A 13,620-nucleotide genomic window follows, 5' to 3' on the forward strand; every position below is an offset into this window, starting at 1 on the left:
TTCTTACTCCGTTATATCTGTTAATTTTTCTTCTTCTAATCTTATCAATGCCAGTCTATATTCTTCAGGAAGTACTTTCACGAATTTATTCAGACTAGTTTCCCAGTTTTCTAAAATCCTTTGAGCGTGCCTGCTTTGTGTATAATTATAATGATTAGTAATTAATTGATGTAATTGCTCCTGATCTTCACTTTCCGTAACTGGTTCTAGGTTTAGATCACTTGTATTGCAATTCTTTTTAAACGAATCATTTTCATCAAAAACATATGCTATTCCTCCACTCATTCCTGCGCCAAAGTTTCTTCCTGTTTCTCCTAGAATAACAGCTACTCCTCCAGTCATATATTCACAACCATGATCGCCAATTCCTTCAACCACAGCCTGCGCTCCACTATTTCTTACACAAAAACGCTCTCCTGCAATTCCATTAAAATAGGCTTCCCCCTCTATGGCGCCGTATAAAGCTACATTTCCTATAATGATATTTTTCTCTGCCTCTAATGTAGATTCTTCTGGTATCTTTACAATTATTCTACCTCCAGATAGCCCTTTCCCTACATAATCATTTGCATTTCCATCTATCTTTAAAGTTAAACCTCGGGTTGCAAAAGCTCCAAAACTCTGACCTGCAGCTCCTTTAAAATTGACCTTTAAAGTATTGTCTGGCAAGCCTTGTTCTCCATAGATCTTAGAAATTTCATTGCTTAAGATTGCTCCTACTGCTCTGTCTGTATTGTGGATCTTAAGATCTAACACGGTCTTTTCCTTTCTAAAAAGTGCTGTGTGTGCCAATTCTATAATTTCAAAATCTATAGATTTTTCCAGATGATGGTCTTGAGAGGCTGTATTGTAAATATCTACACCTTCTGGCGTTTCAATTTTATGAAGTATTGGAGAAAGATCTATTCCCGCTGCTTTAAAATGATCGATAGCTTTATTTCTATTCAATTTATGAACCTGACCCACCATTTCATCAACGGTTCTAAAACCTAATTGCGCCATGATCTCTCTTAATTCTTCAGCAATAAAATACATGTAGTTCACCACATGCTCTGGCTTGCCCTTAAATTTCTTTCTTAAATCTGGATTCTGAGTAGCAATACCAACTGGGCATGTATTTAAATGACAAACACGCATCATTATACAACCCGACGCTACCAAAGGCGCTGTGGCGAAACCGAATTCTTCTGCACCTAAAAGACAAGCTACTGCTACATCTCTACCGGTTTTTAACTGTCCGTCACACTCCAACCTTATTCTACTTCTAAGATCATTTAAAACCAAAGTTTGCTGAGCTTCAGCAATTCCTAGTTCCCATGGTAAACCTGCGTGTCTAAGCGATGTTAGCGGGGAAGCTCCCGTCCCACCATCATATCCAGAAATTAAAATCACATCTGCCTTGGCTTTAGCAACTCCAGCAGCGACGGTTCCAACCCCAACTTCAGAAACCAGTTTTACATTTATTCTAGCTGCTCTGTTAGCAGATTTTAGATCATATATTAACTGCGCCAGATCTTCAATAGAATAAATATCGTGATGTGGTGGCGGAGAAATAAGACCTACGTACGGTGTGCTATTTCTTGTTTTAGCTATAAATTTATTCACTTTAGATCCTGGCAAATGTCCGCCTTCTCCTGGCTTAGCACCTTGAGCCATCTTTATCTGAATTTCGGTAGCATTAGTAAGATAATTACTCGAAACTCCAAATCTTCCTGAAGCCACTTGTTTTATCGCGCTATTTGCCCAATCTCCATTGGCATTCTTATAATATCTGTTAGAATCTTCTCCTCCTTCTCCACTATTGCTCTTTCCGCCTATTCTATTCATTGCAATGGCAAGATTCTCATGAGCTTCTTTACTTATAGAACCATAAGACATAGCCCCGGTTTTAAATCTTTTCACGATCTCTGTCCAAGGTTCCACTTCAGCTAAAGGAATAGGATCAAAATTAGAAAATTCGAACATTCCTCTAATAGTCATTAACTGTTTAGACTGCTCATTAACCAACGCTGCGTATTCTTTATAAGTCGCAGGATTATTGGTTCTTACAGACTCCTGTAATTTTGCAATGGTCACTGGATTAAACATATGCTTTTCTCCATTTCTTCTCCAGCGATAATCCCCTCCAATCTCCATTCCTATAGACCCAGGAATATTTCTCTCCTTAAAAGTTCTTAAATGTCTTTTTGCAACCTCTTTTTCTACTTCATATAGGCCAATACCTTCAATTCTACTTGGGGTATTTGGAAAGTATTTATCTATAAGTGCAGAGTTGAGTCCCAAAGCTTCAAATAATTGAGAACCTCTGTAAGAATTAAGGGTGGAGATACCTATTTTATTCATAATCTTCACTACCCCTTTCCCAACAGCTTTGTTATAATTATACACCGCATCAACAAAACCTATATTATTAAGGTTCTTTTCTTCAATTTGTTCATTTATAATCTCATTCACTAAATATGGATTAATAGCACTCGCTCCATAACCAAATAGTAAAGCGAAATGATGAACTTCCCGAGGCTCAGCAGATTCTATTATAAAGCTCATTTTAGACCTTTTACCTATTTTAAATAAACCGTTATTTAAATAAGAACATGCAAGTAATGCAGGTATTGGAGCCATATCTTTATCTACACCTCTATCCGAAAGGATCAAAATGGTATATCCTTCGTCTATTTTCTTCGAGGCAGTTTTCAACATAACTTCAAGCGCCTCTTCCAATCCATTTAATCCTTTTACAGCACTATATAAAATAGGAATGCTTACCGACTTGAAATCTGGATGTTCAAAATTTTTGATCTTATCTAGGTCTTCTTTAGAAATAACTGGATTTTGAATCATGATCTTTTTGCAGTAATCTGGTGATATCTGCATTAAATTTGAATCTGTTCCCAGAGTAAGACTGAGATCTGTGATTAACTCTTCACGAATTCCATCTAAGGGCGGATTAGTTACTTGGGCGAACATTTGTTTAAAGTAATTGTACATCAACTGAGGCCTTTGGGATAATACCGCCAATGGAGTATCTGTACCCATAGATCCAATTGGCTCTTTACCTTGACCGGCCATTGGTAAGATGATGGTTTCTATATCTTCATTTGTATAACCAAAAATATTCTTTCTTAAGTTGATTGGAGTTTTTTCCAATTCTAAAGGCTCATGTCTGTAAGGAATCTCTTTTAATGGAATTCTATTTTGTGAAAGCCATTTTTTATAATCATGATTTCCAGCTATTTTTTCTTTTATCTCTTCATCATTGATAATTCGGCCTTCTTTCATATTTACAAGGAACATACGTCCAGGCTGCAGTCTGCCGTGATATGCTATATTCTCAGGCTGTAAATCTAAAACTCCCGTTTCTGAAGACATGATTACATAATCATCTTTAGTTACAGAATATCTAGAAGGTCTTAGTCCGTTTCTATCTAATACTGCACCTATATAATCTCCATCTGTAAATGGTACAGAAGCGGGCCCGTCCCAAGGTTCCATGATGCAACTATTAAATTCATAGAAGGATTTTTTAGTTTCACTCATTTCCTTATGCTTCTCCCATGCTTCAGGAATCAACATCATCATAATTTCCGGAAGTGACCTGCCAGACATTAATAATAATTCTACAACCATATCCATAGATGCAGAATCTGACTTACCTTTTAATATAATTGGAAATAATTCTTTTAGATCATCATCAAAAAGATCACTTTTCAATAACTCCTCTCTACTCCTCATTCGGGCAATATTTCCTCTTAAAGTATTGATCTCACCATTATGGCACATATATCTAAAAGGTTGTGCGAGATCCCAAGTTGGGAAGGTATTGGTTGAAAATCTTTGGTGTACCAGCGCGAGTCTAGTAACAACCTTTGGATCTAAAAGATCTTTATAATAGAACTTAATATCTTCGGGCATTAAAAGCCCTTTGAAAATAAGAGTTTTAGTTGAAAGACTTGGCAAGTAAAAATAAGCTCTTTCAGATAATTTAGATTTTAAAATAATATGTTCTGTTACCTTTCTGGCTGCAAAAAGCTGGATCTGGAATTTCTGATCATTCATTCCTTCTTCAGGTTTGCCTATAAATATTTGCTCTATAAAAGGCTCTACTTCTGCTGCTATAGCTCCCAAATGTTCATTATCTACCGGAACATTACGCCAACCTAATAAAACCAATCCTTTAAGTTTAATTTGCTCCTCAAAGATCCGTTTACAATATTCTCGCTGATTTAATTTTCTGGGCAAAAACACATTACCCATGGCGTATTCGCGAGCTTCCGGAATTTCAAAATCACAATTTTCCACAAAAAAGTCATGCGGTATATCTATCAAAATTCCCGCTCCATCTCCGGTCTTTCCATCGCTACTTACAGCACCTCGATGCTCCAATTTTTCTAAGATCTCTAAAGCTTTATGTATAATATCATTAGATTTCTTTCCTTTTAGATTGCATATAAACCCTGCTCCGCAATTTTCATGTTCAAATTCGGGTGAATATAAGCCTTGTTTCTCTTTCATCTTTTAATCAATTTTTCATCTTATTCTTTCCTAAAGTAGAGAATAAACTCAATATTGAATAATAATTAATAAACTGATTTTTACATTTAATAATTTCTCAAAAAATCAATATTTTATTTTGAATTTGATAATTAAATCCGGTTTAATTATCAGATTAGTAATAAATTTTTACTTCATATTTTATAAAAACGAAGATTCTACAACTTTTATATAAGATTGAAAATCAGAATCTGACGTTTTAATCGATTTTTAAGGGTGTTTTTCCACTCTTATTCTTATAAATAAGTAAAATTTCATCAAGAATATAACAATTTACAATACATTAAGCATAAAAATATTATCACCCCCTAAATTTTAGGGGGTGATAATTCATAATTCACTAAATTTAAACACTTACCCCTATTAATTTTAAGGTTTAGTTCAAAATATATTTAGTTTAGTAGCCAACAAATTAAATGTATATCAATATGAAAAAAATCTATCTACCTCTTGTTATGCTTTTTGCTCTCAATTCTTATGCACAAGAAGAAGACGCTCCAACAAAAAGTTTCCAAATATCAGGTTCAGCTGACGTATATGCACGTTTCAATTTAAATTCCTTTAATAGGAATTATGACGATATGGATGCACCTTCTCCTGCGACTTCTTTCGCCAATGACCCGGGATTTGCAATAGGTATGGCCAACGTAATAGCGAGTTATGAATTTGGAAAAGTAGGTGCAGTTGCAGACCTTGTATTTGGACCTAGGGGAGAAGATGCAGTTTTTAATTCCACGGGGAGTTCTAATATAGTAAATCAACTTTATGTTTACTGGAACGTTAATGATAAAGTTAGCTTAACGCTTGGTAACTGGAATACCTATTTGGGTTATGAAGTTATTTCTCCAACTGCAAACTTTAATTATTCTACTTCTTACATGTTCTCTTATGGACCTTTCTCTCATACGGGACTAAAAGCAGATTTTGTTTTAAGCGATGAGTTTAGCGCTATGGTAGCGATTATGAATCCTACAGATTTTACTGAATTTAATCCTGCAGGCACCTATACTCTTGGAGCACAACTTGGATATGCTAAGGATGCAGGAAGTGCATATTTAAATTTTCTTTACGGAGATCAAGACGGAAAACTTGATGGAAATGGGAATAATGGCGGAGATGATTCTTCGGGATCAACCTTTCAGGTAGACCTAACTGCAGGTGTAGATCTATCCGATGACTTTTACTTAGGCTTTAATACTACTTACAACACTACCTCTACTGGAGAAGCCTATACAGATACTGGCATACGAGATGTGGATGGAGACGATTTCGGGTTTTATGGTGCCGCAATATATCTTCAGTATAGCTTAAGTGACAGTTTTGCAATTGGTACAAGAGGAGAATATTTCCAGGAATTTAATGGCGGTGCTGGAGCTTTAGGTGTATATGATGCAGATGGCGATGCTGGAGTATTTGCTGTAACCGTTTCAGGAAATATTGCAATAGGAGATCTAATGTTAATTCCAGAGATACGCCTTGATTCCGCAGACCAAGATATATTCACTAATAAAGAAATAGATGGAACCCAAAAAAGTCTGGCATCCCTTCTTCTAGCAGCAGTTTATAAATTCTAATCTAAACATATAAAAATGAAAAAAATAGAAGCCATCATCAGGAAAGCAAAATTTTCTGCAGTTAAAAAGGCCTTACATGAAAAAGGCATCAACTTCTTTTCCTACTGGGATGTTACCGGTTTGGGAAATGAAACACAAGGAAGTGTTTATCGAGGAGTGTCCTATAGCACAAGCGATATTCAGCGTAGATATTTATCTATCGTGGTAGACGATTCTTATGAGGAATCCACTATCGAAGCTATTCTTAAAGCAGGCCGCACAGGAGAAGTGGGAGATGGAAAAATATTTGTTTCCGAAATCAGTGAAGCATATAGAATTCGTACTGGGGATAAAGGAAAAGAAACTCTAAACTAATTATTAAAGCTTAAAATGTTAATATATGGACTCAGGATTATTTACAATAAACAATGTATGGATGATGATATGTACCGGACTGGTATTTTTCATGCATCTCGGTTTTTCATTGCTCGAAATTGGACTAACAAGGCAAAAGAATACCATAAATATACTCTTCAAAAATCTATTTATTATTTGTGCAGGTTTACTTATGTACTATATAGGAGGTTTCAATTTAATGTATCCCGGATTTGAAGAAGGATCTGCAGGGATTTTAAAATTTGCAGGATTTGGAATATCGGCACCAGAAAATGGAATGCTTGCTGAGTATGCCAGCGGAGGTTATACTTGGTGGACAGATTTTCTTTTTCAAGGAATGTTTGCAGCTACTGCAGCAACTATAGTATCTGGGGCTGTTGCAGAACGTATTAAGATTGGAGGATTTATGATATTTGTTGTTATTTACGTAGGACTTATTTATCCAATAGTTGGCTCGTGGAAATGGGGTGGTGGATTTCTTGATGCAATGAATTTTTATGACTTTGCAGGATCAACCCTAGTTCACTCTGTTGGAGGATGGGCCGCGTTAGTAGCTATATTTATATTAGGACCTCGTATTGGTAAATTCAATGAAAATAACAAACCGCAACCAATTCCTGGGCATAATATTCCGTTTGCAGCGGCAGGAGTACTAATTTTATGGTTAGGATGGTTTGGTTTTAACGGAGGATCTGTACTTTCTGCCGATCCTGCAATTACTTCTTTGGTACTTGTAACAACTTCTTTGGCAGCAGCAGCTGGTGGAATTTCAGCTTTTTTAACATCTACTTTAATGTATAAAAACTATGACCTCACTATGTTCTTAAACGGAATATTAGGAGGACTTGTGGGTATTACCGCCGGAGCCGATTTAATGTCTCCAAATGAAGCTGTAGTAATTGGATTAATTGCGGGTGTTGTTATAGTATTTGGAGTAGCGCTTATAGATAAATTAAAACTTGATGATCCTGTAGGTGCAGTTGCTGTACATTTAATATGTGGAATTTGGGGTACACTCGCCGTAGGAATATTTGGAAGCATGGCAGGAATAGATCAGTTCTTTATTCAATTAGCTGGTGTTGGAATTGTAGGTGCCTTTTGTGTAATTAGTACTTTCATAATTCTTAAAACAATTAAAGCTGTAGCTGGATTAAGAGTTTCTGAAATAGAAGAATTAGAAGGTTTAGATAGACATGAGCATGGAATGGATGCATATCCAGATTTTAGATCTAATGAGCATTAAGAAATAATAAAGTTCCTCGATGCAAGCATATAAGATATTTAGTAGAAGAAAGCTTTCTCGATGAAAACCTTAGGTTTTCCAACTTTCTTCTTCGTATAATGTAAGCATCGGGGAATTAAACTCTAGGAGATTAATATCGCAATTTTTCCGCTTGCTCATAAAAATGTTTATTTTTGCAATATGGGATTAACAAATAACGACACATTTAAAAAACTAAGAGTTGCGTTAAAATTACGCGATGATGATATAGTACAAATTTGTGCACTGGTAGATTTTAAAGTTACCAAAAGTGAGCTAGGTGCGATCTTTAGAAATGAAGATCATCCAAAATATGTGGAATGTGGAGATCAATTCTTAAGAAATTTTCTGAATGGGTTGGTGATTCATATGCGCGGACCAATGCCTAAGAAAAACAAACCAGAAATAGAAAACAAGAGCTAGAAATCTCAGGAATTATATTCCTGAGATTTAATTATTTTCGCTATCAGTTTTAGATTCAGATTGTTTTTTAGCTTTTTTAGATATGGCGCTTTGATGCAATTCTCCCTTTAACTTTTTACCTTCTTGAGCTTCCTTCAAATCATGTGCATTCTGAATTTCTACATGTGTTGGAAATGGTAAATCTATACCTGCATCATTCATTGCCTGTTGAGTTTGTAATAAAACTTTTGACCAAATTTGGACAACACTTGCGCGATCGCTTTTCGTCCACCATCGAACACGAATAGTCAACCAACTATCTGCCTGATCCCAAACTAAGGTTTCTACAGGTTTTTCTGAACTTACACCCTCCACTTTTTGTACCGTCTGTTTTAGAATTTTCATGGCTTCCAAATAATCTTCATCATAACCCACACCAACATCATATTGGGAACGTATAAGTTCATGCGCAGTTATTACCTTGACTGAGTTATTATAAACTGTATTATTTGGAATAACCACTCGTTGACCGTCGTAGGTGGTAATTATCGTAGATCTTATTTGCACCATTTCTACTGTACCTTCAAATTCATTTACAACAATCTGATCTCCAATTTTAAATGGTTGCCTAAGTAATATTAGAATTCCTGCCAACCAATTTTGTAAAATATCCTGAAAAGCAAAACCAATAGCCACCGAAGATACCCCAAGACTAGCAATTAAATCGGCTGGACTTAAACCTGGTGCCATTATAGTAAGAGATAGTGCTATCCCAGCAATTACAATTATGTAGCGAGTAAAAGCACCAAGAAGATCACCAAAGTTCTCGCGCCCTCTTTTATTCATCAAACGATTAACGACTTTACCTAACCAACGTCCTAAATATAAGAATGCAATAAAAACAGCTATTCCAATAAGTATGTTCGGTAATGCTCTGATAGTTCCATCAACCCAACTATCTAATTTTTCTATTATAGACTGTGGATTTACATCAATTTCGCCTGTTTTATCTTTTGGGGTATCTTGGAGAGTAAAAAATAAGGGAATCTTCATAAATTTATTTTAAATGGTCAAAATACATTTTTTTGCATTTAAAATATCATAATGGAAACCTAAATCAACTTGTATCGCCAATTTATTATCACCAAATCATAGTGATTTGAATTGAGAAGAATACACGAATAATCGTGATTAGCTACAAAGATGGCTCTCAAGAATTAATGCTTAAATATAAATTTAACGTAAGTAACCTTAGGCCAAATATTTTTAATATTTTTTTAATACCCTACGATTAGCCCTACCCTAACAAAAAAGGTCCCAAGAAATATCTCGGGACCTTTTTTAATAAACTATTGAAAAGTTTAAGCTAAAACAGCCTGAACTTTATCTGCAGCTTCTTGGAATTCTATTGCACTTTGTACATCCAATCCGCTATTATCTATAATTTCTTTTGCTATATCTGCATTAGTACCTTGTAAACGAACAATAATAGGCACATTTATGTTCCCCATGTTCTTATATGCATCTACAATTCCTTGTGCAACACGATCACATCTTACAATACCACCAAAGATATTAATAAGGATCGCTTTTACATTTTCATCCTTTAAGATAAGTCTAAATGCCTCTTCTACTCTCTTTGCATCAGCAGTTCCACCAACATCTAAAAAGTTAGCTGGTTCACCACCTGCTTGTTTAATAAGATCCATTGTTGCCATTGCAAGTCCGGCTCCATTCACCATACACCCAACGTTTCCGTCGAGATCTACATAGTTAAGTCCAACTTCTCTCGCTTCAACTTCAACAGCATTTTCCTCACGAATATCACGCATAGCTGCATAATCTTTGTGTCTAAATAATGCGTTATCGTCTAAAGTTACTTTAGCATCTACCGCCATTATTTTATCGTCACTTGTTTTAAGAACAGGATTGATTTCAAATAAAGCAGAATCAGATTCTACATAAGCAGTATAAAGAGCAGTAACGAATTTAGTCATTTCTTTAAATCCATTTCCACTAAGTCCTAAGTTAAAAGCGATTCTTCTAGCTTGAAAACCTTGTAATCCAACTGAAGGATCAATTTCTTCAGTAAAAATTAAATGCGGAGTTTCTTCTGCAACAGTTTCTATATCCATTCCACCTTCCGTAGAATACATAATCATATTACGGCCTGTCGTTCTATTTAGAAGAACAGACATATAATACTCTTCTGGCTCACTATCTCCAGGATAATAAACATCTTCTGTAACTAATACTTGGTGAACTTTCTTACCTTCAGCAGAGGTTTGAGGAGTAACCAGATTCATCCCGATTATTTGTCCTGCAATTTCTTCTACTTCTTTAAGATTCTTAGCAAGTTTTACCCCACCACCTTTACCACGACCCCCGGCATGCACCTGAGCTTTTATTACGTGCCAACCAGTTCCGGTTAATTCAGTAAGTTCTTTTGCAGCCTCAACTGCTTCTTTTGGGGTACTGGCAACAATACCACGCTGAATGCGCACTCCAAAGCTATTTAAAATTTCTTTTCCTTGATATTCGTGTATGTTCATAATCTGCTTTTCTTCAGTATTAATTACGGAACGCAAAAGTAACAAATGTAAAAGTATTGTACCAATCTTTTTTGGGTTATAACTCTCTTCTCCTCAAAAGCTTTATAAAGCATATCTAATAATAACAATTTGTATCCCGAATTCACTAAATCGTTATAGCGTTTTCCCTTGATAATATTACATAAAACAAGAATTCTATCTTATTTTTGTAGATTAATTTTTTTAGATGAATAAAGGATTATTAGCTTTAGCAATAGGTGGTTTTGGGATAGGAATGACAGAGTTTGTGATGATGGGAATTTTACCAGATGTTGCCGGTGCTTTGGATATAAGTATTCCAAAAGCAGGACATTTTATTTCTGCCTATGCGTTAGGGGTGGTGGTTGGCGCTCCTTTAATTACAGCTATTGGTGGAAAATGGCCAGCACATAAGGTCTTACTATTATTAATGCTTTGGTTCACAGTCTTCAACACACTCTCTGCTTTTGCTGGAAGTTATGAAATGTTACTCGCTGCTAGGTTTTTGTCTGGTTTACCTCATGGAGCTTTTTTCGGAATTGGAGCCGTGGTAGCTGGGAAACTAGCTAAACCAGGAAAATCTGCTCAGGCCATTGCAACTATGTTTACTGGTTTAACTTTAGCCAACGTTTTAGGTGTTCCTCTTGGCACCTATTTGGGACATCAGTATAATTGGGGGATTTCATTTTTAATGGTTGGTGTTATAGGTATTCTTGCCATGTTGGGAATTAAATTTTGGATGCCAGATCTGGATAAATCTTCTCCAGACGGATTTAAAAAAGATTTAAAGGTTCTTAAAAAACCCGAGCTTTGGATGGTGATTTTACTTACTACTGTTGGGACAGGAGGGTTTTTTGCTTGGTATAGTTATATAGCCCCATTAATAACTAATGTGGCAGGACATGATGAAAGTGTGGTGAGTTATGCTATGATCCTTGCTGGAGTTGGAATGGTCGTTGGAAACATCTTAGGTGCAAAATTGGCAGAAATGTTTAGCCCTATATATGCAGTTATTCTTACTCTAATCACAATGTCAATTCTATTAGTTGCCAATTCTTATCTGGCTCATGATCCAGTTTTCATTTTAATTATGACCTTCCTTATAGGTATGGTTGCATTCTGCATCTCTACTCCTATTCAAATGGCAGTTATAAATTCATCTAAAGGTTCAGAGATGTTAGGTTCTTCTTTAAATCAAAGCGCATTTAATATGGGAAATGCCTCTGGAGCATATTTGGCGGGATTACCAATTGCCATGGGATATGGTTTTACCTCTGCAACATTGGTAGGTGCTGCTATGGCAGGAAGTGGAGTTTTAATAGCTATTGCAGTTATTTTGATAAGAAAAAGACATTCAGAAAGAATTCCTGTCCCCGTGGAGAATTAGTGATCGCCATCTGCCACGAAAGACGAAATATCATTTATTATGATTAAATTCATAAAATTTAAATATTATAAAATGCACAAATTGTTAGAATGTGTTATATTTTTATAAAATTTATAGTCTACAAATAATCTAGAGTATTTTTGCCCGCAATTTAATTTCCATATGAATAATCAAGACCTTTTAAACATAGCTGCAGAGTATGGCAGCCCAGTATATGTGTATGATGCTGAAAAAATTGAGTCTCAATATAATAGACTTACTTCCGCATTTAAACAAGTGGATAGCCTTAAAATTAATTATGCAGTAAAAGCCTTATCAAATATTTCTATTCTGAAGTTATTTAAAAAATTTGGAGCGGGATTAGATACCGTTTCTATTCAGGAAGTTAAATTAGGTTTGAAAGCGGGGTTTGAGCCTTCAAAAATCATATATACTCCCAATGGAGTTTCTTTGGAAGAAATTGAAGAAGCAACCACTTTGGGAGTACAAATAAATATAGACAACCTTTCCATTTTAGAACAATTTGGAACCAGACATCCTAAAATTCCTGTATGCATCAGGATCAATCCTCATGTAATGGCTGGCGGAAATAGTAATATTTCTGTAGGCCATATAGATTCTAAATTCGGAATTTCCATTCATCAAATTCCGCATTTATTAAGAATTATAGAAAATACGGGGATGCATATAAATGGGATCCATATGCATACAGGAAGTGACATTTTGGATATTGAAGTGTTCTTATATGCATCTGAGATCTTATTTGAAACGGCTAAGCACTTTCCAGATCTCGATTTTATAGACTTTGGAAGCGGATTCAAAGTTCCCTACAAACCTGGTGATATTGAAACCAATATAGAAGAATTAGGCGAAAAATTAAGCGAGCGCTTTATAAAATTCTGTAAAGAATATGGCAGAGATCTTACTCTTGCTTTCGAACCTGGAAAATTCTTGGTTAGTGAAGCTGGGAAATTTGTTGCAAAGGTAAATGTGATTAAACAAACTACCTCTACAGTTTTTGCTGGGATAGATTCAGGTTTTAATCATTTAATACGGCCGATGCTTTATGGATCTCGACATGAAATAAGCAATATTTCTCACCCAGATGGGAAAGAGCGATTCTACTCTGTAGTAGGATATATCTGCGAAACAGACACTTTTGCTACCAATAAACGTATTCCTGAAATTAAAGAAGGAGACCTTCTAAGTTTTAGCAATGCCGGTGCTTATTGTTTTAGCATGGCCAGTAATTACAATTCTAGATATCGCCCAGCTGAAGTCTTATGGTATAATGGCGAAGCTCATCTTATAAGAAAAAGAGAGGTATTTGAAGACTTGGTTTATAATCAAGTTGAATTAGAATTTTAATTTTTATCCTTTAATTGGGGTTTTCTGCAGTAAGACTATTTTAAAAAAATAATGAGTTCTTGGAAATCCCCAACTTTTGGTTAAATCTAAACTGAAAGTTCTCAAAAGTGATATCTTGCAGCGTAATCGCAG

9 protein-coding genes are annotated in these 13,620 nt (G+C 35.4%); 6 read left to right on the forward strand and 3 right to left on the reverse strand.

The window, feature by feature from the left end; all coding sequences use genetic code 11:
• Positions 1-3: 3 nt before the first annotated feature.
• Positions 4-4,512: a glutamate synthase large subunit gene (gltB, locus tag I130_RS07575; protein ID WP_034921053.1), complete on the reverse strand. Its 4,509-nt coding sequence runs from the start codon at positions 4,510-4,512 to the stop codon at positions 4-6.
• A 467-nt stretch (positions 4,513-4,979) separates the two neighbouring features.
• Here gltB and I130_RS07580 point away from each other — a divergent pair, with 467 nt between their 5' ends.
• The 4 genes from I130_RS07580 (at position 4,980) to I130_RS07595 (ending at position 8,184) form a co-directional block, all read left to right on the forward strand.
• The gene (locus I130_RS07580) at positions 4,980-6,125 is read left to right on the forward strand and encodes a porin (RefSeq protein WP_034921056.1); all 1,146 of its coding nucleotides are present in this window, start codon (positions 4,980-4,982) and stop codon (positions 6,123-6,125) included.
• 15 nt (positions 6,126-6,140) lie between these two features.
• Complete coding sequence (locus I130_RS07585) at positions 6,141-6,479, forward strand: P-II family nitrogen regulator (RefSeq protein ID WP_034921059.1); 339 nt, start codon at positions 6,141-6,143, stop codon at positions 6,477-6,479.
• A 25-nt stretch (positions 6,480-6,504) separates the two neighbouring features.
• Complete coding sequence (locus I130_RS07590; RefSeq protein WP_034921062.1) at positions 6,505-7,743, forward strand: ammonium transporter; 1,239 nt, start codon at positions 6,505-6,507, stop codon at positions 7,741-7,743.
• Positions 7,744-7,923: 180 nt separating this feature from the next.
• Complete coding sequence (locus tag I130_RS07595; protein WP_034921064.1) at positions 7,924-8,184, forward strand: DUF1456 family protein; 261 nt, start codon at positions 7,924-7,926, stop codon at positions 8,182-8,184.
• A gap of 27 nt (positions 8,185-8,211) precedes the next feature.
• Here I130_RS07595 and I130_RS07600 read toward each other — a convergent pair whose 3' ends face one another.
• Both I130_RS07600 and sucC read right to left on the reverse strand, forming a co-directional pair.
• On the reverse strand, positions 8,212-9,216 hold the full coding sequence (locus tag I130_RS07600) for a mechanosensitive ion channel family protein (RefSeq protein WP_034921067.1): 1,005 nt from the start codon (positions 9,214-9,216) through the stop codon (positions 8,212-8,214).
• 308 nt (positions 9,217-9,524) lie between these two features.
• Positions 9,525-10,715 carry an ADP-forming succinate--CoA ligase subunit beta gene (gene sucC, locus I130_RS07605; RefSeq protein WP_034921295.1) on the reverse strand — a complete coding sequence of 397 codons (1,191 nt, stop codon included), beginning with the start codon at positions 10,713-10,715 and terminating at the stop codon, positions 9,525-9,527.
• Between the two features lie 226 nt (positions 10,716-10,941).
• Here sucC and I130_RS07610 point away from each other — a divergent pair, with 226 nt between their 5' ends.
• Positions 10,942-12,120, forward strand: coding sequence for an MFS transporter (locus tag I130_RS07610; protein WP_034921070.1), 1,179 nt, complete (start codon positions 10,942-10,944; stop codon positions 12,118-12,120).
• A 162-nt stretch (positions 12,121-12,282) separates the two neighbouring features.
• On the forward strand, positions 12,283-13,488 hold the full coding sequence (lysA, locus tag I130_RS07615; RefSeq protein WP_034921073.1) for a diaminopimelate decarboxylase: 1,206 nt from the start codon (positions 12,283-12,285) through the stop codon (positions 13,486-13,488).
• The last annotated feature ends 132 nt before the right edge of the window (positions 13,489-13,620 follow it).

Origin of the sequence: Gillisia sp. CAL575 (genome assembly GCF_000403785.1) — a bacterium.
GTDB lineage: Bacteria > Bacteroidota > Bacteroidia > Flavobacteriales > Flavobacteriaceae > Gillisia.

Excerpts from the sequence above, each read along its gene's own strand:
- I130_RS07595 (WP_034921064.1), top strand. The coding sequence starts at position 7,924 with ATGGGATTAACAAATAACGACACATTTAAAAAACTAAGAGTTGCGTTA.
- I130_RS07600 (WP_034921067.1), bottom strand. The coding sequence starts at position 9,216 with ATGAAGATTCCCTTATTTTTTACTCTCCAAGATACCCCAAAAGATAAA.
- gltB (WP_034921053.1), bottom strand. The coding sequence starts at position 4,512 with ATGAAAGAGAAACAAGGCTTATATTCACCCGAATTTGAACATGAAAAT.
- sucC (WP_034921295.1), bottom strand. The coding sequence starts at position 10,715 with ATGAACATACACGAATATCAAGGAAAAGAAATTTTAAATAGCTTTGGA.
- I130_RS07580 (WP_034921056.1), top strand. The coding sequence starts at position 4,980 with ATGAAAAAAATCTATCTACCTCTTGTTATGCTTTTTGCTCTCAATTCT.
- I130_RS07585 (WP_034921059.1), top strand. The coding sequence starts at position 6,141 with ATGAAAAAAATAGAAGCCATCATCAGGAAAGCAAAATTTTCTGCAGTT.
- lysA (WP_034921073.1), top strand. The coding sequence starts at position 12,283 with ATGAATAATCAAGACCTTTTAAACATAGCTGCAGAGTATGGCAGCCCA.
- I130_RS07590 (WP_034921062.1), top strand. The coding sequence starts at position 6,505 with ATGGACTCAGGATTATTTACAATAAACAATGTATGGATGATGATATGT.
- I130_RS07610 (WP_034921070.1), top strand. The coding sequence starts at position 10,942 with ATGAATAAAGGATTATTAGCTTTAGCAATAGGTGGTTTTGGGATAGGA.